The 24,483-nt window shown below is 48.2% G+C and carries 16 protein-coding genes, 1 other RNA gene and 1 other annotated feature; of the genes, 16 read left to right on the top strand and 1 reads right to left on the bottom strand.

What is annotated here, in order from left to right; translation table 11 throughout:
* The first annotated feature begins 4 nt into the window (after nt 1-4).
* The 11 genes from hemZ to Ga0451573_RS14025 all read left to right on the top strand — a co-directional run bounded on the left by hemZ (nt 5) and on the right by Ga0451573_RS14025 (nt 19,177).
* A complete protein-coding gene (gene hemZ / locus Ga0451573_RS13975) occupies nt 5-1,492 on the top strand; it encodes a coproporphyrinogen dehydrogenase HemZ (RefSeq protein ID WP_231684751.1) in 1,488 nt (495 codons plus the stop codon).
* Nucleotides 1,493-1,511: 19 nt separating this feature from the next.
* Nucleotides 1,512-1,744 (top strand) — a binding site (T-box leader).
* 64 nt (nt 1,745-1,808) lie between these two features.
* Nucleotides 1,809-3,071 carry a histidine--tRNA ligase gene (gene hisS / locus Ga0451573_RS13980; protein ID WP_231684752.1) on the top strand — a complete coding sequence of 421 codons (1,263 nt, stop codon included), beginning with the start codon at nt 1,809-1,811 and terminating at the stop codon, nt 3,069-3,071.
* A gap of 62 nt (nt 3,072-3,133) precedes the next feature.
* The gene (gene aspS / locus Ga0451573_RS13985) at nt 3,134-4,927 is read left to right on the top strand and encodes an aspartate--tRNA ligase (RefSeq protein WP_231684753.1); all 1,794 of its coding nucleotides are present in this window, start codon (nt 3,134-3,136) and stop codon (nt 4,925-4,927) included.
* 185 nt (nt 4,928-5,112) lie between these two features.
* Nucleotides 5,113-5,295, top strand: a non-coding RNA gene (ssrS, locus tag Ga0451573_RS13990) — 6S RNA.
* A gap of 78 nt (nt 5,296-5,373) precedes the next feature.
* On the top strand, nt 5,374-6,105 hold the full coding sequence (locus Ga0451573_RS13995; protein WP_231684754.1) for a tRNA threonylcarbamoyladenosine dehydratase: 732 nt from the start codon (nt 5,374-5,376) through the stop codon (nt 6,103-6,105).
* A 92-nt stretch (nt 6,106-6,197) separates the two neighbouring features.
* Nucleotides 6,198-6,479 carry a metal-sensitive transcriptional regulator gene (locus Ga0451573_RS14000; RefSeq protein WP_269438290.1) on the top strand — a complete coding sequence of 94 codons (282 nt, stop codon included), beginning with the start codon at nt 6,198-6,200 and terminating at the stop codon, nt 6,477-6,479.
* A gap of 30 nt (nt 6,480-6,509) precedes the next feature.
* Nucleotides 6,510-6,839 (top strand): thioredoxin, encoded by a 330-nt coding sequence (trxA, locus tag Ga0451573_RS14005; RefSeq protein ID WP_231684755.1) that lies wholly within the window; start codon nt 6,510-6,512, stop codon nt 6,837-6,839.
* 98 nt (nt 6,840-6,937) lie between these two features.
* The gene (locus tag Ga0451573_RS14010; RefSeq protein ID WP_231684756.1) at nt 6,938-8,296 is read left to right on the top strand and encodes an AAA family ATPase; all 1,359 of its coding nucleotides are present in this window, start codon (nt 6,938-6,940) and stop codon (nt 8,294-8,296) included.
* Nucleotides 8,296-8,505, top strand: a complete 210-nt coding sequence (locus Ga0451573_RS14015) for a glutaredoxin family protein (RefSeq protein WP_231684757.1) — start codon at nt 8,296-8,298, stop codon at nt 8,503-8,505. Before Ga0451573_RS14010 ends, Ga0451573_RS14015 begins: the two co-directional genes overlap by 1 nt.
* A gap of 50 nt (nt 8,506-8,555) precedes the next feature.
* Nucleotides 8,556-9,962, top strand: coding sequence for an ArnT family glycosyltransferase (locus Ga0451573_RS14020; protein WP_231684758.1), 1,407 nt, complete (start codon nt 8,556-8,558; stop codon nt 9,960-9,962).
* A gap of 293 nt (nt 9,963-10,255) precedes the next feature.
* Nucleotides 10,256-19,177 (top strand): S8 family serine peptidase, encoded by an 8,922-nt coding sequence (locus Ga0451573_RS14025; RefSeq protein ID WP_231684759.1) that lies wholly within the window; start codon nt 10,256-10,258, stop codon nt 19,175-19,177.
* Between the two features lie 143 nt (nt 19,178-19,320).
* On the opposite strand, the gene Ga0451573_RS14030 is transcribed toward Ga0451573_RS14025, so the two are convergent.
* Complete coding sequence (locus Ga0451573_RS14030) at nt 19,321-19,578, bottom strand: SpoVG family protein (RefSeq protein WP_231684760.1); 258 nt, start codon at nt 19,576-19,578, stop codon at nt 19,321-19,323.
* A gap of 342 nt (nt 19,579-19,920) precedes the next feature.
* Between Ga0451573_RS14030 and Ga0451573_RS14035 the strand changes: the two genes are divergently transcribed.
* The 5 genes from Ga0451573_RS14035 to Ga0451573_RS14055 all read left to right on the top strand — a co-directional run bounded on the left by Ga0451573_RS14035 (nt 19,921) and on the right by Ga0451573_RS14055 (nt 24,163).
* Nucleotides 19,921-20,355 (top strand): RrF2 family transcriptional regulator, encoded by a 435-nt coding sequence (locus tag Ga0451573_RS14035; RefSeq protein WP_231684761.1) that lies wholly within the window; start codon nt 19,921-19,923, stop codon nt 20,353-20,355.
* The gene (gene nifS, locus Ga0451573_RS14040) at nt 20,348-21,556 is read left to right on the top strand and encodes a cysteine desulfurase NifS (RefSeq protein WP_331459427.1); all 1,209 of its coding nucleotides are present in this window, start codon (nt 20,348-20,350) and stop codon (nt 21,554-21,556) included. Before Ga0451573_RS14035 ends, nifS begins: the two co-directional genes overlap by 8 nt.
* Nucleotides 21,546-21,923: a Fe-S cluster assembly scaffold protein NifU gene (gene nifU / locus Ga0451573_RS14045; protein WP_231684762.1), complete on the top strand. Its 378-nt coding sequence runs from the start codon at nt 21,546-21,548 to the stop codon at nt 21,921-21,923. Before nifS ends, nifU begins: the two co-directional genes overlap by 11 nt.
* 92 nt (nt 21,924-22,015) lie before the next feature.
* On the top strand, nt 22,016-23,110 hold the full coding sequence (gene mnmA / locus Ga0451573_RS14050) for a tRNA 2-thiouridine(34) synthase MnmA (protein ID WP_231684763.1): 1,095 nt from the start codon (nt 22,016-22,018) through the stop codon (nt 23,108-23,110).
* Between the two features lie 96 nt (nt 23,111-23,206).
* The gene (locus tag Ga0451573_RS14055; RefSeq protein ID WP_231684764.1) at nt 23,207-24,163 is read left to right on the top strand and encodes a zinc ribbon domain-containing protein; all 957 of its coding nucleotides are present in this window, start codon (nt 23,207-23,209) and stop codon (nt 24,161-24,163) included.
* The last annotated feature ends 320 nt before the right edge of the window (nt 24,164-24,483 follow it).

The raw sequence follows: 24,483 nt of genomic DNA on the forward strand, positions 1-24,483 counted from the left end.
AAACATGATAATTGAACTGTTATCTAACCAAAAAGAACTGGCTGTTACCTGTCAGGATGTGGTCCGCTTATTTTTCCCTGATGCAGAAATAAGCCTGGAGCATACAGAGGAATGTGAACTTTCCCTGAAGGCCGCCTCATATGTAGACGGGTCAGTTATCAGAGGAACTGCCCAATTAAAAGAAGGCGGAAAATTTGCTGCCGAACAGGTATCTGGGGACTTGGAATCACTCCCTTTCCCGGATGATTTGCGGAACCACCTGAAGAGGCTGGTTAAGCTGGCCCTTTTCAGGCTGCTGACGAAACACACCGGACAACCCGCCGGCCCATGGGGAATCCTTACGGGAATCAGGCCAACCAAGATTGTTCACCGGCTTCTTGATGCAGGATGGCTGCCTGACAGCATAGAGCAGTACCTGACTGCGGCATATGAGATGTCGGCAGAAAAGGCTGTTCTGCTCACAGACACAGCCTTACGCCAGAGAGTTTACCTGCTGAAAGGAAAAGAGGCCCGGGAATTAATCAGTGTATATATTGGGATACCGTTCTGTCCGACCAGGTGTGCGTACTGTTCCTTCCCCTCATATTCAGTGGAGAACAGCGCCAGCCTGGTTGAACCGTTTGTGGAAGCCCTGGCAGGGGAAATCAGGGCGATTGGCAGGGCTGCCGGGGAAATGGGGCGCAAGGTGCAGACTGTCTATGTGGGCGGCGGGACTCCCACTGTCCTGGACAGTGAAAAAATGTGCCGTCTGCTTGAGGTTATCAATGATTCACTAGTATCAGAGGCAACTGTTGAAATAACCTTGGAGGCGGGACGGCCTGACACTGTGACTATGGAAAAACTCAGGGCAGCCAGGGAACAGGGTGTTACCAGAGTGAGTATTAACCCCCAGACCATGAACCCGGTGACCCTGGAGGTTATCGGACGCCGGCATTCACCGCATCAGGTGGCTGATGCCTTTGCCATAGCCAGGCAGGCAGGCTTTAAAACAATAAATATGGATGTTATTGCCGGCCTGCCCGGAGAAACAGCCGCCGATGTGCAGCAAACCCTGGCTGCAATTGCAGTATTTGAACCGGAAAACCTTACGGTACATACAATGGCAGTGAAACGTGCTTCACGTATAAATGAAGCAAAAGATAATTTTGAGATTTCTCCGCCGCGGGAGGTAGATAAAATGCTCCGTCTTGCTCATGAGGCTGCCGGGAAAATGGGTATGAGGCCATACTACCTCTACCGGCAGAAAAACATGGTCAGTCCCTTGGAGAATATCGGATATGCCCGCTGCGGCCATGACTGTATTTATAATGTGCAGATGATCGAGGAACGCCAGACAGTGATCGGGCTGGGGGGCGGGGCCGGGTCAAAATTTGTCGAACCGGGGACCTGGTATCTGACCAGTCACTATAATCCTAAAGACCCGGAGACATATATCAGGCGAATTGATGAAATAATCGCTCTGAAGGTTGACAAGCTCAGGAGTTTTGACTAAAATAGACTAGTAATTATGAAAAAAGGCTTTGATCGGGAAAAGTAACCGCAATCCTGCTTTACAGGGAGGGGGCGTCGTGACTGGAAGCGCCTCCAGGGATGGAACGGTGAAGGACACCCGGGAGCCGGAAAACTGAAGCTGACGAAGTGAGTAGGTTTTCCCGGATGGCGCCGTTATGCCGGATTTGAAGCGGGACAGCTTTGGCGCTGTCCAAACAGGGTGGTACCGCGGGAATATCCTCTCGTCCCTGATGATGAATTTTCATTGTCATGGATGAGAGGTTTTTGTATTTATCCGGTGAAGGAGGGAATATCCATTGTTAACTTCAAGACCTAAAGGAACAAATGACATTCTACCGGGAGAGGTCAGTAAATGGCACTACATAGAAACCGTTATCAGGGAAATCTGCCGGGAATACGGTTACACTGAGGTCAGAACCCCGGTCTTTGAGCACACCGAGTTGTTTTTGCGCGGTGTCGGGGATACAACGGATGTGGTTGAGAAAGAGATGTACACATTTGAGGACAAGGGCAAAAGAAGTATTAGTCTGAGACCGGAACAGACAGCCTGTGTGGTCAGGGCTTATGTGGAGAATAAGCTTTATGCCCTGCCCCAGCCTGTTAAGGTTTTTTATGCCGGACCGATGTTTCGTTATGCCAATGTGCAGGCAGGCAGGTACCGGCAGTTTCATCAGTTTGGCGTAGAGGCGCTGGGCAGTAAGGACCCTGCAGTTGACGCAGAGGTTATCACCATGGCCATGGATTTTTACCGGCGATTGGGGCTCAGGGATCTGGAACTGCATATCAATAGTGTTGGCTGTCCCGGCTGCAGGCCGGTACACCGGGAAAAACTGCAGGGCTATCTGGCCTCCAGGGTCGAAAAACTCTGTAAGCTGTGTCAGTCTCGGTTCGATCGGAATCCGATGCGGATTCTGGACTGTAAAGAAGAGATATGCCGGGAGCTGAACAGGGAAGCCCCTACAACAACAGACTGCCTGTGCGAAGCATGTGCCGCTCACTTTGAACAGGTGAAAAAACACCTTGATGATGTGGGTGTGCAATATATTGTTGATAACAGGCTCGTCCGGGGTCTGGATTACTATACCAATACTGCTTTTGAGATAATGGCCAGTGATATCGGGGCCCAAAGCTCTATCGGCGGGGGCGGCAGATATGACAGCCTGATTGCCCAGGTTGGCGGTCCGGAAACTCCCGGTATCGGGTATGCCCTGGGAATAGAGCGAATCATCGCGACAATGGAAAGGCAGGGTGTGGAATTTCCTGCAGAAGGGCAGTTGGATGTGTTTATTGCTTCCCTTGGTGAAAAAGCAAGGCAGGAAGCTTTTAAGCTGGTACATAAGCTGCGGCGGGCCGGGCTTGCTGCTGAGATTGACCTGATGGGAAGGAGCCTGAAGGCACAGATGAAATTTGCCAACAGGTTTGAAACCGCCTATACCGTGATTCTGGGTGAGACGGAAATAGAGAAAAAGGCTGCCGTGGTGCGGGATATGACCTCCGGAGAGCAGCAGGAGGTATCCCTGAGCGGGGTAGTGGAATACCTGTTAGAGCAGTTGGCTTAACAGAGTTTTGGCGGTTAGCTGTCTAAAAATAAGATGACCAGGGAGAGGAGAAAGGCATAAAGATGATGGAGTCACTGCAGGGAATTAAGAGGACACATATGGCAACCGAGGTTTCAGTTACAAATGTTGGGGACAGGGTAACCCTGATGGGATGGGTAGATGCCAGAAGGGACCACGGCGGCTTGATATTTGTGGATTTGCGGGACCGGTCCGGGATTATTCAGCTGGTTTTCAGCCCGGAGGTTGATCAGGACTCGTTTCTGAAGGCTGAAAAAATTCGCGGGGAGTATGTCCTGGCAGCAATCGGGGAGGTGCGCAGACGGAGTGATGAAGCTGTGAACCCCAAGCTGGAAACCGGTCAGATTGAGGTCTATATAACGGAACTAAGGGTCCTTAATGCTGCCAAGACCCCGCCCTTTTATATTGAAGAAGGTATTGATGTTGATGAGAATCTGAGGCTGCGGTACCGGTATCTGGACCTGCGCCGGCCTGATATGCAGCGGAACCTGATTCTGAGGCACAAGGTGGCTAAGGCTGCCAGGGATTTTCTGGATAAAAAAGGTTTTCTGGAGATTGAGACACCGATGCTGACCAAGAGCTCTCCCGAAGGGGCCAGGGATTATTTGGTTCCCAGCCGGGTTAACCCGGGGAGATTTTATGCCCTGCCCCAGTCACCCCAGATATTTAAACAGCTTCTGATGGTTTCCGGGGTCGATAAATATTTTCAGATTGTGCGCTGTTTCCGTGATGAGGATTTACGGGCCGACAGGCAGCCGGAATTTACCCAGATTGACATGGAAATGTCTTTTGTGGATGTGGAAGATGTGCTCACCTTGATGGAGGAAATGATAGCACACACATTCAGCGAAGCGGCTGGAATTGAAATCGAGAAACCGTTCCCCAGACTTACATACAGGGAGGCTATGGACAGATATGGTTCAGACAAGCCGGACCTGCGGTTTGAGTTGGAACTGCAAGACTTTACCGGCCTCGCAGCAGCGTCTGATTTCAAGGTGTTTGCCGCTGTGGCTGCTGCCGGGGGGCAGGTCAGGGGAATCAATGCCAAGGGCTGTGCCGATTTCACCAGAAAAGAGATTGACGACCTGACCAAGTTTGTCAGCATATACGGGGCCAAGGGCCTGGCATATATAGTGGTAACTGAAGAGGGGCTGAAGTCGCCCATTCTAAAGTTCTTTAAAGAAGAAGAAATAAATGCTATGCTGGATAAGTTCGGGGCCGAGCCCGGGGATTTGCTGTTCTTTGTGGCAGACAAGCCTTCAGTTGTGGCTGCGGCATTGGGCGCCTTACGTGAAGAATTGGCCAGGAAGAAAAATCTGATTGATCCCGGTGTGTTTAAATTTGCCTGGGTGGTAGAGTTCCCTCTGGTTGAATATGATGAGGAGGAGCGCCGCTATGTTGCGATTCACCACCCGTTCACCTCACCCTTCGAGGAAGATTATGGGCTTATGGAAACTGACCCCGGCAGTGTCAGGGCACGCGCCTATGACATGGTGCTTAACGGGGTGGAACTTGGTGGCGGGAGTATCAGAATTCACAGGCGTGATATCCAGGAAAAAATGTTCTCACTGCTCGGTCTGTCCGAAGAGGAGGCCAAAGATAAATTCGGTTACCTTCTGGAGGCCTTTGAATATGGAACTCCGCCCCATGGCGGGATCGCCTTTGGGCTCGACAGGATGATAATGTTAATGGCAGGTAAGAATACTATCAGGGATGTTATTCCATTCCCTAAAACACAGAGCGCCACCGACCTAATGACCCAGGCGCCCTCGGAAGTGGCCCCAAAGCAGCTTCAGGAGCTTCACATGAGGCTCAATGTGGCCAAGGCAAAGAAATAAGTTTCGCCGGCATAGACCAACGTGTCTTACTGTGTCAAGGCCGGTAATCCGTTTACTTACTCTGAAAACAATGCATAAATGGGTTTGCTTCAAACAATACTATTACTAGCGTGATAATACTACAGTTATTGTCACTTGAAGCCTTTAGGCCTATATGATATATTAAGATTAATAAAGCAAATGAAAACACCCTGCGATGCGCGTGAGCAACCGATTAGTATTGAGCCAACATCAATACTAAGGGAGTTTTGGCTCCGGCTGTGGCTTGTATGCCTCCATGTTGAGGAAACATAAAGCAGTTGGGCAGACACCCACCTGTTGTGTACAGGTTCAACGTACAACGGTCTCACGGCATAGGTGGGGTATTTTTTTGTCTTTTTGGCTCAATATATGGTAATATTATTTATGGGCAAGATATGGATCAAGAGGATGGGAAGGGAAAGGTCATGTCACGTAGATTTTCTCGTACTGAAATGCTGATAGGCCGGGACGGCCTGGATAAATTAAAGAACAGCCGGGTTACGGTTTTCGGTGTCGGCGGAGTTGGGTCTTTTGCTGTGGAGGCTCTGGCGCGGGCAGGTATAGGCAGTCTGGTAATGGTGGACTTTGATAATATCTGTGAGACCAATATCAATCGGCAGATACATGCACTGACTTCTACGGTGGGTCAACCTAAGGTCCAGGCAATGAAAGCAAGGGTTCTCGAAATTAATCCTGACATCAGGGTTGAGGCAATCCAGGAATTTTATACTCCCGAAAATGGCTCTCGGCTGGTGGACAGTGAAACTGATTACATAATTGATGCTATTGATAATGTGACCGGTAAAATAGATTTAATTAAGAATTCAGTGAGCAAAGGAATTCCAATTGTATCAGCCATGGGGGCAGGTAATAAAATAGACCCCGCGGGCTTTGAAGCTGCCGACATTTCTGAGACTTCGGTCTGTCCCCTGGCGCGTGTGGTCAGGCGGGAATTGAGGAATGCCGGTATTTTAAAGGGGGTTAAGGTGGTTTATTCCAAAGAACAGCCCATGAGACATGCCAAATCATCAGACATGGAGCCTGATGAAAAAAATGACAGGGCAAAGCAGGTCCCGGGAAGTATTTCGTTTGTACCTCCGGTATTGGGCATGATACTTGCCGGAATCGTTGTCAGAGACATCTTGGGGAGAACCTAAAAGGCAGAGTTATAAATTGACATTATATTTTACCGGTATTATAATAAAATTACCTAATACCCTGGTAGGGTAAGTTGTGGAGGGTGAAGTAATTGCACGAGGTAGAGGATATTAAAGACAATCTTGATAAGAGACTAAAAAGGATTGAAGGCCAGGTTAAGGGTATCAGGAGGATGATTGATGAAGGCAAGAACTGTCAGGAAATCCTGACCCAGGTTTCGGCAGCGCGTTCCGCCCTCAAAATGGTGGGGAATTTAGTACTCAACCATTATGCTGCCGAATGTCTATGCAATTCTATTTCCGCTGATGATAACAAGACTAAACTTGAGGAATTGCAAAAACTTATCCAGACCATTACCAGGTTTGCAGATTAATTTTTTTATTACAGAAGGGAGATGGCTTATATGGCAAGTGATAAGGTACTCGTACTGACTAATAATAATTTTAAGGGTGAAGTGTTGGAAGCATCAGAACCGGTATTGGTTGACTACTGGGCCCCATGGTGTTCCCCGTGTCGTATGATCGGACCTATTGTTGATGAACTGGCAGGTGAATATCAGGGGAAAATCAAGGTTGGCAAGGTGAATGTGGACGAAAATCGTGAAATTGCCATTGAGTACGGGGTTATGAGCATTCCGACCCTGATTGTCTTCAAAGCTGGGAAGGCTGTTGACCGGGTAGTTGGTTTCAAGTCAAAGAACGATCTCAAAGCGGTGCTGGAAAAACACGTGTAGCTGCTGGAAAAATATCGTATAATTGGAATGAAAGAGTTGGTTGTTGAACCGGCTCTTTTTTTCAAAAATGATTTAAAAAACAAACTGGAGATGACAGTATGGACCTGTTTGAAGCAGGCAGGCAGAATCATATGAAAAAAGAGGCGCCTCTGGCGGTAAGGATGCGGGCCCGCACCCTTAATGAGTTTGTGGGGCAGGAGGAAATAGTTGGCCAGGGCAAGCTGCTGCGGCGGGCGATTGAGGCAGACAAATTGTCCTCAGTTATATTCTACGGTCCTCCGGGGACAGGCAAGACTACACTGGCCAGGGTTATCGCCAATACTACCAGGGCTTTTTTTGAACAGCTGAATGCTGTAATTTCCGGTGTGGCCGATATCAAGCGGGTAGTCAAAAACGCCGGCGACAGGCTGGGAATGTACAGCCAGAGAACGATTCTCTTTATTGATGAGATTCACAGGTTTAACAAATCACAGCAGGATGCCCTGCTGCCCTTTGTCGAGGATGGAACTGTTATTTTGATTGGAGCTACCACAGAAAACCCGTACTTCGAGGTAAATGCGCCCCTTTTGTCACGGTCCAGGGTGTTCAGGTTTGATTATCTGAATGATGCCGAAATTGCCCGGCTGGTTACAGTGGCTCTCCAAGATGAGGAGAGGGGCTTGGGACAGTACCTGGTCGACCTGAAAGAAGAGGCCCTGAAGCATATAGTGGATATTGCCAATGGGGATGCCCGTTCAGCCCTGAATGCCATTGAACTTGCTGTGCTGACGACACCGCCCGGTGAGAACGGTTTGCGGGAGATAACCCTGGAGGTTGCCGAGGAATCTATTCAAAAACGGTCTGTCACTTATGACAAGTCGGGGGACCAGCATTATGATGTGATCTCAGCCTTTATCAAAAGCCTCAGGGGTTCTGACCCGGATGCGGCTCTGCACTGGCTGGCCAGGATGATTTATGCCGGTGAAGATCCCCGGTTCATAGCCCGGAGGCTGCTGGTGCATGCCGCCGAGGATGTGGGGATGGCTGACCCCAATGCCCTGGTTGTGGCTATGTCTGCAGCTAATGCCCTTGAGTATATCGGTATGCCTGAGGCCAGGCTTCCCCTTGCTGAAGCCGTTATTTACATAGCCACTGCGCCCAAGAGCAATGCTGTCATCAAGGCAATAGACAGCGCTCTGGGTGATATTGAGAAAAAGAAGATTGGAACTGTACCTGCTCACCTGAGAGATGCTCATTATAAAGGTGCAGCAAAACTTGGGCACGGCAAGTATTACAAGTATCCCCATCAATTTGAAGGGAATTATGTGGAACAGCAGTATCTGCCTGATGAATTGCTGGGCGTCACTTATTATCATCCCTATGACAGCGGGTATGAAAAGGAAATTGGCAAACGGCTTGAGAACCTGAAGGGAAATGATCCCAGTAAAAGCCGGCATAAGGGGGGAGGTGAACAGTAATGGGTGTAACAATTTATACCAAGGATGGCTGTCCGCACTGCCAGGCGGCCAAGGAACACTTCAGCAGACAAAATATTGATTATACTGAAATCAATATTTCCGAGGATAAGGGGAAAATTGATGAATTGGTCAAGGTTGCAGGGGTTCGTAAGGTCCCGGTGATTGTAGAAGGAGATAAAGTAACGGTAGGATTTAACGGTGGCGGCTGAGGTATCTGAATCCGGTTGGAAACCGGGTTGAATATCTTGGGGGGATAATTATGGACCGGCTTGTTTTTTTAAACAGGAAGCTCCTCTTGTTTGTTATGGGGGGAATCTGTCTCTATATCCTGTTAACAGTACCTTTTTTGGGCAATATGCCTATTACTACCGATGAGGTGCAGTTTGCTGAACCGGCATATAACTTTATTAAAAACGGGCATTTTGGGACCACTTCCCTGAGCGGGATATTTGAGTTTAAGCAAAAGACCTACTGGCAGCATCCGCTATATTTAGCGCTGATGTATTTTCCCATCAGAATATTTGGCTACAGCTTCTGGTCGATTAAAATGATGTCTGTAATCACTGGGCTGATTACACTAATTTATGCTTACAGGATTGGCAGGCTGTTGAAATTCCCATATCTTTATCCGGCTATGCTGACCCTTAATGTCCTGTTTATTTTTCTTACCAAAATCGGCAGGATGGAAATTCTCATCATGTGCCTGTCTCTGGCTGCCTTCTATTACGCCCTGCAGAAAAAGTATCTGCTTGCAGGGCTGGTATCCTCTCTGGCGCTGCTCACTCACCCGATAGGGGCATTTACGATACTTAATACTTTTGTTGTAATGCGGTATCACCGTATGTTTGACATTCGCTATGCAGCAGGTTTGGCGTTGCCATTTGCCATTGCCTTATCTTTTGTTCTTTTTGATTGGCGTGAGTTTATCAATCAATATGTTGTTGTCCAGAAATACCTTTATGATGCCAGGGGGCTGCTGAACGGCCCAGAAACTCAGCTGCAGAACTTCCTTTTCCTTGTGGAAAAGGCCGGGCTGTGGCTGAAACTGCAGATACCGGTGTTTCTTCTGTTTATATGGGGGCTTTGCAGGAAAAAAGATGAGTTGGGCATAACGGTGATACTGATTACAGTAATCAATTTTCTGGGTTTGGTTCTGTTTGTTCCCAATAAGTATATAAACTATTATACTGCGCTTGTTCTTCCTTACACGCTGTTGTTCGTTGCATTGGCTGTAAAACGTAACCGGAATATCCCTGTTGTGGCCCTCCTGGTCGTCAGCCTGGCAGCAAATGGTGTAGTATCCGGGATGGCCACCGCATCTTTTCATCATGAACCTACAGATATGTTCAGAGTGAATATGTTATTGCCGCCGGGATCCAAAATCCTGGGTCCTCCGGAACTGGGTGTGCCGCTGCAGACCGCCGAGGTCGTCGGGTTTCATGTTGTCAGAATGAAAATGGACCTGGAAAACAAGACTATGAATGAAGTTCTGGGGGAACTTGACCCTGATTACCTGGTTGTGGACCCGCGGGCTACAGTAGAGCAAAGCTGGAGACTGTTTACCCGAAATGAGGATGAATTTGTGGAGTTTCTGCAGAAGAGAACGGTTTACAGGGGGAAAGTGAGGTTTAATGGTAGGGATGTGTATGTGTTTGAGATGAATTAATTGATGCAACGCCAGAAAGCCGGTTATTGGTCATGTTGACTAATAACTCGGCTTATTTTTTGTGCTTATGGTCAGCGCCTAATAGGTTGAATCTGTGCTTATAAGAAGAGCTTATGAGAAGACATACTAATGCTTAATATTATCAATAAATCACTTTTATATACATATTTTATGGCAATAAATTTTATACAATGCTATAATTACCATAAGTCTGAATGATTATTATTGTTAGTTTTCGGATTTTTTAGAGGAAAAGGAGGTCTATAAATTAAAAAAAAAAAGGAGGGGAAAAAGTGACTAAACTGCAAAAAAGGAAAACATTTACCCTTGTAATTATATTTTCATTTATTTTTCAGATACTGAGTCCCGGCATTTCTGTCGCAGCAGATGACGGTTTCGAAGATATTCAGCAGTTTGAGCAGGTTATTGTCCGGAGTCATGCTACTGACCCCATGTACAGTGACCAGTGGGCTCTGGAATTTGAGCAGGTGGAAACATATAAGGCATGGGACACCGTAGATGCAGCGCTTAACGGCAGTCCTCCGGAAACTGTAGTTGTTGCTGTGCTGGATACCGGTGTGGATGCCGGCCATGAGGATCTGGCAGGAAGGTTGCTTCCCGGCCAAAACCTCATTACCGGTGCACCTGACCCTGAGGATACCTCCGACACTTCAGGTCATGGCACTGCAGTAGCCGGAATCATCGCTGCCTCCACAAATAACGGCCTGGGTATCGCCGGGGCGGCAGGGGAATTCCCTGTTAAAATTCTGCCCGTAAGGGTACTTCAGAATGATTTGTCCGGAACAGTTTCTGATATAGCCTATGGAATTAACTGGGCTGTGGATTGGACAGGCCCTTCCGGTGAAAAGGTTAAAGTTATCAATTTAAGCTTTGGTGAACGGCTGGCTGAATTTCCCCAGACCCTTGATGATGCTGTACAGCGTGCCATTGATAATGGTGTGGTGGTTGTGGCTGCAGCCGGTAATGACAGCGGCAGTGTGAGCGGTTTTTACCCGGCTGATCTGAATGGAGTGGTTTCCGTTGGCGCTGCAGACAGGGACTATCTTCCGGAATCATCTTCCAATACCGGTGCGGATATCATGGCCCCGGGAGTCGATATACTAACAACTGTTACCGGCAGTGTTTACAAATATGAGAACCGTACCGGGACTTCTTTTGCAGCTCCTTTTGCCTCTGCCACGGCGGCCCTCTTATGGACGGCTTACCCGGCAGAATCGGCAGAGAAAATAACCTCCACCCTTTTGGCAGCAGAAAAAGAATATGAGGTATGGATGGGCGAGTCGAATTATGAAATGCGCAGCGTGCTTAATGCAGACAAGGCACTCAAAGTAATGGAACCGCCCGATGCTCCGCAAAACCTGGCTTATATGTCAAATGACAGCAATGTGCAGTTAACCTGGTCCGAGCCGGGAGGCTGGGTTTCCTGGGAAAACAATGATTATGACCTGGCAGCCTATCGGGTATACCGGGACGGTGTCCTTATTGCAGAAATAACTGAGACTGAATCAACCTATGAAGGTGACCGGGTTGTCACAGGATACACCGACGGCGGCCTCACTCCTACCACAATTTATCAGTACACTCTGACCGCTGTTGATGCAGTGGGCAATGAGTCAGGTTCTGCTTCTATAACTGCAGAGACAGAAACTGCAGTATCGGTTAATACAACAAGGGTCAGTGTTTCCGCCAGCGGGGCAGAGGCCGATAATTACAATGAGGACAGGCCTGTAATCAGCGCTGACGGCAGGTATGTGGCTTTTGTAAGTGATGCCGGTAACCTTGTTGATAATGATACTAACGCCAAAAACGATGTTTTTGTCCATGACCGTGAAACCGGGACTGTTGAAAGGGTCAGTGTGACCAGTGACGGTATAGAATCAACCGGGTACATAGACGGCTTTGATACTGATATGAGTTCAGATGGACGATTTGTAGTTTTTTATGTTATCGGAGGCAACTTATCCCCAAATGGCAGCGGGATCTATGTCCACGACAGGCAGACAGGTGAAACCGGATATATTACTGACGGGAATTATGCGTCCATCAGCGATGACGGGCGCTATATAGTAAGTACAAGTTCAGGTTACATTTATCTTTATGACAGGGACAGTGATAATAACGGTATTTATGATGAAGTTGACGGGACAACCACACAGAATATCGGAACCGGAGGAAACGCTTCCATCGGCTCTGAAGGCAGGTATGTTGTCTATAATAAGGATTCCGGCGGGTGGGGTATCTATGTTTATGATATTTTTACCGGGAATCATACCCGTGTAGATGTTTCGGCTTCAGGGGACCCGGCGGATTCGGACAGCTTCTTTCCTGCTATCAGTGGCAGCGGCCGCTATGTTGTTTTCCTGTCCTGGTCAGGCAATCTGCTGGATGAGTATGTGGATTACGACCAGCACATCTATGTCCATGACAGGGATGCTGATAATGACGGAATTTTTGATGAGACCTCCGATCCGGGCGGAGTCAGTAATGAAATGGTTGATGTCTCTTCCGGAGGGACTCCGGGCAATGATTATGTAGGCGATTATATGGCCATCAGTGATAACGGGCGTTATGTGGCCTTCAAGTCATCTGCAGACAACCTGGTGTACGGGGATACCAACGAATCTGAAGATGTTTTTCTCCGTGACCTCCTGAACGGCAAAACTATGCGTATGAATGTATCATCAGGAGGCGTACAGAGTACCACCTGGTGGATGGGTGATTATCTAAGTGTAAGTGATACCGGGGCAGTTGCCTATCAATCAGATGCGACTAACCTGGTAGATGGAGATACAAACGGAGATTACGACATATTTGTTTCCGAGCCGGGCTTCGGTTTGCCTGTTTGGCCGGCCGGTTCAGAGCTTACGACAGCTGATGTGGGACAGACCTTTGCCCAACTGGAATGGACCCCGGCACAGCACGGTGTGGCCATAGATTCCTACCGCCTGGTGGAATCACAACAGGTTATGGCCACTGTTGATGGTGCGACTACCGGCTACATGGTTCAAAATCTGCAGCCTGACAGTGAATACACCTTCCGGGTGGACGCTGCTGATTCGGTGGGCAATTGGGTTTATGGCCCTTCTGTCACCTTTGCAACTTCCGCTTCATCGTGGACTGCCAGCCTTCTGGTTGATATGGACCCCGGTGGTATAGCCAATCTCCAGTGGGATGCAGCGCCTCCTGAAAGCCCGGCAGCAGCATATGCAGTCTGGAGAGCAGAAAGCGGCGGCATCTTGGAACAGGCTGCCGAAGTGCCCCTGGGGACGACCGATTATCAGGACACCGGCTTAGCGGCGGGAACTGAATACAGCTATGTAATCAGGATTATAACCGGGGATCAGAGCCAGCTTGACCATACTGAACAGGTTACGGCAGCCACCCCCCAGATATTTGTCAGCGGCATTCAGTGGGGGGTGCCCCGCACCATTAACGGACTGGCCAGGCTTGAAGAGAGCCTGAACATTCTCCTCTTGGGAGAAACCAACCGCCAAGCGGTGGCAGAAGTGACTTATCAGGCTTATGATATAAATGGCAGTCTGCAGAATGAAACCTTTAATGTAAGCCTCACAGAAGACCTTGAACAGGCGGGCATGTATGAGGGCACATTTGTGCTTGCTGAAGGCACGGCAGAGATTATCTCTATTAAGGGTATCCTCACTGACGGAGCAGGTTCAGAGGTAACCAGAGAGACCGGCAGTATTGCACTGGGGGTTTCGGGATCACTGGTGGTAAATATTCTCTGTGATGCTCCTGAGATACTGACAGATGCCCGGTTAAGTACCTGGAGCAATCTTGCCTCAAGTGGTGACCAGAGGCAGATTTCCGGCGCCGAAATTTATGAGCTTAAGGGACTTTCGCCATCAGGAGATTACCGCCTGGAAGTGACGGGCCCGGATAGCGTTTTCCGGGTGACCCAGGATGCTCCAGTTGTTGCCGCAGGCAGGAAAGAAAATGTGGACCTGAATGTCCCGTCCCCCAGCCTGCTGCAGGTGAAGGTTGCTGATGAAAACGGTGACTCTGTGCCAAGTATCACCCTTGACTTCTATGATGATAACGGATTTATGGGACGGTTCTTAACCGACAGATTGGGAATGGCGCCCTTACAGCTGAGTTATGCCTCCCAGCTCAGAGCTAAGGTGGATACAGGGAATTTGCACTACTATAACCGGGAATATACCATTGATCTGCAGCCGGGTTCAGTAGATAAAACCTTGGTTTTAGAGCCTCTGCCCACAGGTACTCTTAAGGGATATATTACAAATACAGAGGGTCAACCAATCGAAGGGATTAATGTTTCGGTCTCTCAGTCCTTTGAACGACGCAGCTTTTCCTTTTCCGCAGTGAGTGATGCCAACGGCTATTATGAAGCAGTTGTTCTGGCAGGGGATGCCTGGGTGAATCTGGGAGACAGAGTGGGGCGATATGAACTTGTAGGGGAACAGGAGATAAATCTTACTATTCCCTCCGGTGGCGAAGAGCAGCTTGACCTGACCTTCAACGAACTGGAAGGATACGGGGAAGTACACCTCAACGTATATACCAAATATCTGGGCGGAGAGTGGATGGGTCCTCTGGATCTAGATAATTCAGCAGCATCACATTTGGGTTTATTAACCAAAGGGGGGACAAGAACCGGTCCGGTAAGTCCTTTAGTATTTAAAAATGTAGCCCCCGGATCTGAAATTACCATATCATTCAGCGGTCAAGAGGGCGGTCTGTCTCCTCAGTCCAAGACGGTTGTCCTTGACGAAAATTTACAGGCCAGCGTGGAATTCCGTCTTGCCGAGAAGGGGCGGATTGTGGCAGGATTGCTTGATGCATACACAGATGAGCCTCCAGCGGGTTTGAGGCAGGGAGAAAGCCTGTCGGGAACCTATACCTTATTTGAAGTTGATTCTGATGGACAGCGTAAGCATGTTAATGCGCGCCCCATTCATTACCTGGCCGGCTCCTCCGTGTATGATAAACTTAAGGTCAGTGTACCTGACGCAGGAACCTATGATTTAACTATAAGCTTGAATGTTCCTAAGGCAACTATTGGGGTTTATGATGTGCTTTATGGTTCAACCAGGGTAGATGTGCCGGAAAATCAGATTGTGGAACTTAGCAGTCCCATTATTCTGGCCAAAAAGGGGTTTTTTGCGGGTGAAGAAAACTACCTGCATGCCCTTCCCGGTGATGCCGTACCCGGAGATATTATCAACCTTCGCACAGTATATAAGAATACCGGTAAACATCCCTATGGGAACAGTATTTGGGTTCTGGACGATTCTCAGCTGCTGCTTGATTTACCTCAGGGCGCTACTTTAGTGGCAAACAGTGTAATGTTAAACGGACAGCCTGCCGAGGGCTACAGTGTAAGTGCAGGCGGTGTGCTTCAGGTGCCGGTCGGCTATCTTGATGTAGGTGAAAGCGGGATTATGGACTGTAAGCTGCAGGTAAGTCCAGATATTGACTCATCGATTGCAGCTTTGAATTTTTCAGCCAGGATGGCTTTTTCCTATGGAGCCGCTAACAATTTGGATTCCATGGAGTCTCAGGAAACTATCGGCTCCTCTGTAGTTAAGGTTCCCGGTATCACAATAGCTGTTCCTGCCAAACTGGACAGCCCGGAAACAATCGTTTCGGGAAAGGCGCCGGCAGGAAGCACGGTTAAAGTATTTGACAGGAACTTTCCCGTTGGGGAGGCAGAGGCCTCCCAGGGAGGTTTATGGAAGCTGAATGCCGCGCTTCCTGACTTCGGCAATCCTGCCTGGCATTTACTGCGGGCGGAAACTCAATACAATGGGCAGGAGCTGCAGTCAGAAGAGGCGCTGGTTCGTTTTGATAACACCAAACCCAAAATTATCGGTTTTACCATGCAGCAGACCGATGGTCGGAAAATGTCATTTAATCCGCAGGAAACCGGTACTGCCAGGTTCCCTTATGTATTCAGACCAAGTCAGCATTTCTTGTTTACTGTAGAGTTCGACCAGCCGGAACGGGTTTATAATGCAAAAATCCGTATAGGTGACAATACCTCATTTAATCTATATGCGCAAGAGGATACCTTTAGGGGATGGACAGTACTAAATATTAACTACATGCCGGGCCCGATTTATGTCAGTTACGAAACACTGCCGGCAGAAGACGCCTTCCGGCAGCCGGCACCCAGTGAAGAGCAGCTTCGTTTGGGTCTGCCGCTGTGGGCCAGCGACTATCAGGTTCTGCCTGAAGAAGCCGGCGCTATGAGTACCCAGTCGGTCCCTGACCCCTTCCAGGGGCCTGTCAGCAGTACCGAAAGGTTTGGTCTTCCCGGTATGGAAGACACTGAAGTGGAATACACCCGGACAATTGAGTGTGGGATGAATTATATACCAACATTTGCAGCAATGCAGTTTGTCCAGGAAACCGGTGTACCTGTATATGGCATCAACTTCAGTCACAGACCTGTAGCCGGAGGGACCGAAATAACTTTGAGCGGCTATATACCTTTTGACAAGATCCGGCTGGAAAATAACGAGTATGTCATTGCGGGTACTGATCAGGTTCTCCATGCAGCATCTTCTGTTATTTGGACCCATGTCAAGGATGTGGCCAAGGTCGGCATGGATCTCTATGATTATAAGGGACTTGCCGAATGGCCCTGGGATGCTATGGATGCCCGGGACAAACTGGATGCCCTGCTGGAAATGAGTGAAGACTGCAGCAGCGGCGGTAATTTTTACCGGGACTGGATTGAAGATATTAGTACAGATATGCTTATCGGTGATGTGTCCAATGGTTTACTGGGGATTGCCGGCGTGGTCTTTGCCCCCGTTACCTTTGGCGGAAGTGTGGCCATGTTTGGTGTCAGCCTGGCTATGTCAGAGGCCGTGGATGCCAAAATTAACAAGTCTATTGAAAATGTTAAAGAAGCTATAGGTGCAGACCCTGACTGCCGAAGGGATAAAGATAGTGACAATAATCATGATGACGAGGACGATGGTAACAGGGTGGCTGATCCCACCTGGATCTGGGACCCCAGCGGTTATGTCTATGAGGTGGCTCCCGAAAACCGCATTGAAGGTGTCACGGCAACTGCTCTCTATCAGGATGAGACCACGGGAGAATGGGTATTCTGGGATGCTGAATGGTATGAACAGGAAAATCCCCAGTTGACAGATTCCGAAGGGAAGTATGCCTGGGATGTGCCGCCTGGACTGTGGCAGGTATCATATCAAAAACAGGGATATGATCCGGCCCTTAGCGATGCAATGACTGTGCCTCCGCCGCGTACGGAAGTCAACATTCCCATGGAGAGTAACGCATCACCGGACGTGTTGAGTATCGCCCCTGATGCGGCAGGCCAGTATGTTGAAATTACCTTTGACAAGTATATGCTGGCATCATCTCTGACGGCAGATATAATCACTGTTTCTGATAACGATAGTAACAACGTGGCAGGTTCCCTTGAATATCCCGGCACAGTTGAGTATCAAGGCAGGGATGTGGTGCAAAAGGTCAGGTTTATCCCTGATGAGACTCTCACAGCAGGCCAAACCTATACTGTAGTTGTCAGCCAGCTTGTCCAGAGCTATAATGACAGGATGATGGCAGATGATGTAACGCTGTCAGTGACTGTTCCTGAAGTTGGTGAAGTGCAGAATGGGGTAGTTGATTCCGGTGACGGAGAGGCTGTAGTTACCTGGACAGACCCTGACAGTGAAGTGTTGTCCAAAATAAGGATATACCAGCGTATGAAGGGTTTTGGAGATGTATTTGGCTCACCTGTTGAGGTGAATCCGGGAGTACAATACTACACCTTAAGCGAGCTGTATAATGGTGCGGAATATGAAGTGAAACTGACTTCTGTAGATAACTCAGGAATTGAAACAGCTGGAGTTCTTTTGACAGCTGCACCCGAAGCCCCTGAAACGACTGGGCAGGTGAGTAATGTACAGTTGGTCCGCAGTAATGGGGAAATAAGCCTCACCTGGGACGACCCGGCTGATTCTGAGTTATATAAAATAGGCGTCCTGTGGAAAGAGGCAGGCTGCACCGTTTGCAGCAGTTCAGGCGGCTACCAGGAAGTTGATAAGGGAGTTGGCGAGTTTAATATCAGCGGGCTGGAAGAAGGAATTACCTATGAAATAAGCCTTATATCCAAGATGACCAGTGGGAAGGAATCCCTGCCGGTGGTCGTAACCGCTGAGGCCGAATCAGGAGTTTCGGGCGGCAGTCAGAATTCCTCCAAGCCTTCAGATATTTACAGTGTTAAGCTTGTAACTTCAGCACAAGAGGTAACCGCATTTGACGGTGCAATAAACATGGATATTGCCGCCGGCACCTTTGCGGCTGACACAGAACTCACCATAACACGCCAGGGACAGAAACCGCTTAACCTGTTAAATATGACAATAATGAGTGATATTTATGATATTGACACTGAAAGCCGGTGGAATCATGCGGCAGAACTCACCATAGGGTTTGACCCGCAGCTATTGGGCAGCATCGACCCGCTTAAGTTAGGCATTTACAGGAAGGATGAAGCCGGGTCATGGCAATATGCAGGCGGTGTATATGACTCTGAAAACGGCAGTCTGACAGCACCGGTAACCGGTACAGGAAGTTATGCTGTTATTGCTTATGACAAGAGCTTTGAGGACCTGGCAGGCCACTGGAGCAGGGCGAATGTGGAAATCCTGGTCAGCAGATATGTGGTTGACGGGCTGAACAGTACAACCTTTGCCCCGGACCGGCCAATTACAAGGGCTGAACTGGCTAAACTTCTGGTGGTGATGCTCAGCCGGACCACGGGGTCTGATACCGGGCTGACCGCTCCAACTGACACCTCATATACTGATGTACCTTCCAATACCTGGTACTACACCTATGTGGAGACGGCATCACAGTTGGGCCTGGTACAGGGATATAATGGGGAATTCAGACCAGATGATCCTGTATCGAGACAGGAAATGGCGGTTATGTTTGCCCGGGCACTGCAACTGCAGACAGCCGGGGATGCAGGGAGTTTATCCTATAATGACGGCTCTGAAGCGGCTTCATGGGCTGCAGGCTATATTTCGGCTGTCACACAGGCAAAATTAATGCAGGGCATGGAAAATAACCTGTTTGCCCCAAATGAGAAGTCAACACGCGCAGAATCGGCTGTAGTTGTTCTAAGAGCCATGAACCGGCTCGGGCTGATAGCTAAGGACTGTGGCGGCTGACCCAATCAATAATATTCCCCGTGAGGGAAATTAGTAAAGCCCCCCATCTTACTGGATGGGGGGCTTAACATATATTATTTCATTTCACATGCCATTTCGGCACATTCAGACACCCCTAAAACTCCATCTTAAGTAAGATTCCTTTATCCGATGGCTAATTGGCTGTATTCATTTAAAACTGCATCAAAGAGAAGGGAACGGCTCTGACCGGTTATGGGATGGGATATATCTATATATTTTTCCCCAACCTTTTTGTTGGGCATAGCCACAAATAACCCGTTTCTTCCTTCGATAACCTTAATATCATGAACTACCAATGCATCATCAATTGTAACTGAAGCAAAAGCCCTGATCTTACTGTCCCCGCTAAACCTTCTGATTCGTACCTCTGTAATATTCATTTGCCGCCTGGTAATTTACAGCTAAATTTTTGATTTGCCGGAAGGCATTTTAATGCATGTGCGGGCCCAATAAACACATGTCGTTGATACCTTCACAGCGTCTGATTACCAGGCATCACCTCCTTAACCAAATAATACCACGAACAGGTGTTCGCGGTCAATATATAAATTGAAAAAAAGTAGGTGATGGAATTAGTTAAAATATTTTGTTTAAAAACTTATGAAAAAAAACATACTAAAATAGTGGGAATTCTCGTTGACATAAGAGAAACCATATGTTAACATATTTTTTAGACGATACCCTAGTAAAACAGTAGGGATTAGATGTGAGGAGGGAGGCCTTTGAGGATATCCACCAAAGGTCATTATGGAGTCCAGGCGATGTTTGAATTAGCCCAGCACTATGGGACAGGGCCGGTATCCCTGAGAGCGATTGCAGAACTTCAGGAGATATCGGAACATTATCTGGAACAGTTGATCGCAGGTCTCCGCAAGGCCGGACTGGTTTCAAGTGTGAGGGGCGCCCAGGGCGGGTATATACTCGCGCGGGATCCGGCAGATATTAAAGTAGGGGACATTGTTAGGGTTCTTGAGGGTCCAATTGCACCTGTAGAATGTGTCAATGACAATGAAACAGAGCACTGTTTGAGGTCAGAGTTTTGCATTACGCGAGGAGTATGGGAAAAGGTCAGGGACAGCATTGAAGATGTCCTGGATTCGATATCTCTTGCAGATATGTGCAGGGAAGCCGAAAAGGAGATGAAGGATTGTGAATAAAATATATCTTGATCACAGCGCTACGACCAGAACAGATGAAGATGTTGCTAAAGCAATGCTCGAATACATGACCGACATTTATGGAAATCCTTCCAGTGTACATTCCTTTGGCCGGTCAGCCCGGAAAGTTGTAGAAGAAGCCCGGGAGAAGGTAGCAAAAGCAATCGGGGCAGAGCCGAATGAAATTATTTTTACCAGCGGCGGAACTGAAGCAGATAACCTGGCTATCCGGGGAGTAGCCTTTGCCAATAAAAAAAGAGGTAATCATATTATTACTTCTTCAATAGAGCACCACGCTGTGTTGGATGCCTGCAAAGCGTTGGAAAGGGAAGGATTTCAGGTAACATACCTTCCTGTAGATGAAAATGGTATGGTAAATATTGATGATATCAGGAATGCTATTACCGACCAGACTATTCTGATTTCGATAATGCATGCTAATAATGAAGTTGGCACAATCCAGCCCATCAGAGAAATTGGAGCCCTGGCCAGGGATAAGGGAGTATTTTTCCACAGTGACACCGTACAGTCTGTTGGCAAGATACCGGTAGATGTGAATGAACTGAATATTGACCTGCTTTCCATTTCGGCACACAAGTTTTATGGTCCCAAGGGAATCGGCTGCCTATACATGAGAAAAGGAGTCCGCATGCTGCCGATTTCTTTTGGAGGGTCGCAGGAAAGAAAGCGCCGCCCGGGAACCCTTAATGTACCGGGAATTGCAGGCTTTGGCCTGGCTATCGAAAAAGCCGTTGCGTCTCTGGAGGAACAGGCAGCCTTCCAGTCCCGGCTTCGGGATAAGTTGATCAGGGAACTTACTGCCAGGGTGAAAGATATCAAACTTAATGGACATCCTACAGAAAGGCTGCCCAATAATGTTAACCTGAGCTTCCGCTATATTGAAGGGGAATCTCTGCTGCTAAGTCTGGACATGAAAGGCGTTGCCGCCTCCAGCGGGTCTGCCTGCACTTCCGGATCCCTTGACCCGTCTCATGTTCTGCTGGCGCTGGGACTGTCACATGAAATAGCCCATGGGTCACTGCGGATGACCCTTGGAAAAGATAATACCGAAGCAGAAATAGATTATGTTATTGAAGTTTTGCCTGAAATAGTAGAGAGACTGAGGGCTATGTCACCACTGTATGCCGAGAGGGAGAAGGCCAATCACCAAAGTAAGGAGTGCTGTTCAAATGTACAATGATAAAGTAATGGATCATTTCACCAACCCCAGGAACGTGGGAGAGGTTGAGGATGCATCCGGTGTCGGGGAGGTTGGCAACCCAACCTGTGGAGATATAATGAGGATTTCTATTAAAGTCAGTGATGCCGGAATAATTGAAGATGTCAAGTTTAAGACCTTTGGCTGTGGGGCGGCAATAGCTACAAGCAGTATGGTTACTGAATTGGTCAAGGGAAAAACCCTTGAGGAAGCGCTTGAAGTTACTAATATGGCCGTTGCTGAGGCCCTGGGAGGACTGCCGCCCGTAAAAATGCACTGTTCCAACCTGGCAGCTGATGCCCTTCATAAGGCTATTGAGGACTATAAAAACAAGCTGGAGGCAAAATAATAGTGTGTTATTGTACATTAACGGGGTGGCAGCCCCGTTATGTTTTCTTTGGCAGATAGATCCGCCATTGGTGAGTTAAGAGGTGATATTATATGCATCAGAAAAAGAAAAAAATTGTTGTTGCCATGAGCGGAGGCGTGGACAGCTCACTGACAGCTGCACTGCTGCGGGATGAAGGATATGAGGTTATCGGTGTTACGATGCAGATTTGGCCTTCTGATGACCCGGAGAAAGAAGCGGATCAGGGAGGCTGCTGTTCTCTTTCGGCTGTTGACGATGCCAGGAGGGTGGCTGATATCCTCGACCTGCCGTTTTATGTGATGAACTTCAGGGATTTGTTTGAGGTTAAGGTGATTGAACCCTTTATCGGTGAGTACCTGGCCGGAAGGACACCTAACCCTTGTATAAACTGTAACAGGTTCATAAAGTTTGATGCTTTTTTAAACAAGGCGATAGGCCTGGGCGCCGACTATATAGCCACAGGCCACTATGCCCGGATTGCGTTCAGTGAGGAGTATGGTCGCTACACTATCTGCAAGGCACGGGACGAGCGCAAGGACCAGACCTATGCGCTTTATAATATGAACCAGCAGCAACTGGAAAGGACCAAGATGCCCCTTGGAGAGTATACCAAGGACGAGGTGCGCCGGATGGCGGAAAACTATAAGCTGGGGGTTGCTCATAAACCGGAGAGCCAGGAGATTTGTTTTGTCACTGATAATAATTACCACAGGTTCCTGCGTGAAAAGGCCGGGGAAGAGATAAATCCGGGTCCGTTTCTGGATACCCAGGGGAAAGTCCTGGGGCAGCACGAGGGGATGGCATATTATACCGTTGGGCAGCGGAAAGGACTCGGAATAACCTTTGGCGAACCCATGTATGTTGTCGCCCTTGACCCCGCAAGAAATGCTGTTATTTTGGGGAAAAATGATGAGGTTTTCGGTACGGAACTGCTGTCCGGTGACAATAACATGATTTTGTTTGACAAAATAACCGCACCACTGGCTGTGCAGGCGAAAATAAGGTACAGCGCAAAACCTGCCGAAGCTGTAATCACTCCTCGGGAGAGTGGCCGGATGAAGCTGAAATTTAGTGAGCCGCAAAGGGCTATTACTCCGGGACAGGCAGTTGTTTATTATCTGGGAGACTGGGTGGTGGGCGGCGGCACCATAGAAGAAAAGCTGTAACCCGGTTAATTATGTAAGAAATACTGGTTATTATGTGTACCGGCAATAAACTCAGGGTATAATACAGGGAAATTACCTGTATGGGAGATGGTAGCAATGAACTTGGCCCGGGGTGAAAAAATGTTTAAGGTCGTTATTGCCAGTAAAGCCTTCGGCGAAATTAACCCTGGCTACATGGGGCTCCAGCAATTGGAACTGGCTGCAAAAGTTGCCCGCAATGAGCAAATGAAAGCTGAAATGAAGATTTCCACTGATAAGGGCGCTATGTTGTATAAGTTCACTGACCTTGATGAGGCCGGTTTAAGGCGTGTTTATGCGGTTCTAAAGAGTTATGCCAGAGCTATGAATCAACCGGGTATTTTCAGGGAATATAATTTTATCGACTGCCGGGATGACGAAGAAATGAGGTTCCGTTATCTGCTGATTCCTGAGTACAGGGCGGTGACAGCGCTTTCGGGGAAAAAGACGGTGGCCTTATCTGAAGTAAAACAGGCCCTGAAATGCCCTGTATGCCGAAGTGAAATCAGGCCCACACAGCAGCAGTGTCCGCAGTGTGGGGCTTATTCATATAAAGGCGGAGGCCGGAGGTACTTCGAAAGTCAGCGGGCAAGTTATTTTCCGCGAGGCGAAAATAGTGAACAGGAACCTAAGATGCACCTGTGCAAGGTTGATTTTATCAATGTGCAAAGCAAATATCGCTGTACCCATGCCACCTGTGTCGCCGAACTGCCAATCTACCTTGGCTGTGTTTATACAGTAACACCCCCGGTCAAGCCGGTTAATTTCCATGTTGTGCTAAACAAACCCGAAGGTGTTGATGTAAGCAGCAGTATTTTACCTTCGATTTATGATACCCGCTATGTCAATTCCCAAGACCTGGAGCTGCTCAGAACCAACGATGCCAAGATGTTTTGCGGTTCTGATACAGTGCCCTACCTTCATGTCTCGTTCCCGGTATGGGATTATACTTCTCTTGAGGAAGTGGGGAGTCACGTAAACTATATTCTGGGCAGCTATAACAGATATATTGAACAGGAAGAGAGCACAGGGTGATAGCGCCCCGTTCCGCTGTAAGGTGGAACGGGGTTTTTCTTTAGTGTGTCATTTCTGCAGCCCTGTGATGGAACACTGTTACATAATGGAACATACCGAAAAACGGTATTGTTGTATCGGTATATAACAATTTTTCTGGTTAAATTCGATAAAAGTCATAAAAAAAACCAACAGAGTGTTCCTTCATGGAACAAATTATGATTCAAAGAATGATCAATTTATTGTCTGAGGAAAACCGTACAAGTTGCCGGAAAGTACGCCAAGGCATATAAATAGGGGGTTGCAAAATATTTTCTTAATGTTTACCCGCATTGGCACTG

The sequence above is a fragment of the Phosphitispora fastidiosa genome (genome assembly GCF_019008365.1).
Taxonomy (GTDB): Bacteria; Bacillota; Thermincolia; order Thermincolales; family UBA2595; genus Phosphitispora; species Phosphitispora fastidiosa.

Excerpts from the sequence above, each read along its gene's own strand:
- hemZ (WP_231684751.1), top strand. The coding sequence starts at position 5 with ATGATAATTGAACTGTTATCTAACCAAAAAGAACTGGCTGTTACCTGT.
- aspS (WP_231684753.1), top strand. The coding sequence starts at position 3,134 with ATGATGGAGTCACTGCAGGGAATTAAGAGGACACATATGGCAACCGAG.
- Ga0451573_RS13995 (WP_231684754.1), top strand. The coding sequence starts at position 5,374 with ATGTCACGTAGATTTTCTCGTACTGAAATGCTGATAGGCCGGGACGGC.
- trxA (WP_231684755.1), top strand. The coding sequence starts at position 6,510 with ATGGCAAGTGATAAGGTACTCGTACTGACTAATAATAATTTTAAGGGT.
- Ga0451573_RS14010 (WP_231684756.1), top strand. The coding sequence starts at position 6,938 with ATGGACCTGTTTGAAGCAGGCAGGCAGAATCATATGAAAAAAGAGGCG.
- Ga0451573_RS14015 (WP_231684757.1), top strand. The coding sequence starts at position 8,296 with ATGGGTGTAACAATTTATACCAAGGATGGCTGTCCGCACTGCCAGGCG.
- Ga0451573_RS14020 (WP_231684758.1), top strand. The coding sequence starts at position 8,556 with ATGGACCGGCTTGTTTTTTTAAACAGGAAGCTCCTCTTGTTTGTTATG.
- Ga0451573_RS14030 (WP_231684760.1), bottom strand. The coding sequence starts at position 19,578 with ATGAATATTACAGAGGTACGAATCAGAAGGTTTAGCGGGGACAGTAAG.
- nifU (WP_231684762.1), top strand. The coding sequence starts at position 21,546 with ATGTACAATGATAAAGTAATGGATCATTTCACCAACCCCAGGAACGTG.
- mnmA (WP_231684763.1), top strand. The coding sequence starts at position 22,016 with ATGCATCAGAAAAAGAAAAAAATTGTTGTTGCCATGAGCGGAGGCGTG.
- Ga0451573_RS14055 (WP_231684764.1), top strand. The coding sequence starts at position 23,207 with ATGAACTTGGCCCGGGGTGAAAAAATGTTTAAGGTCGTTATTGCCAGT.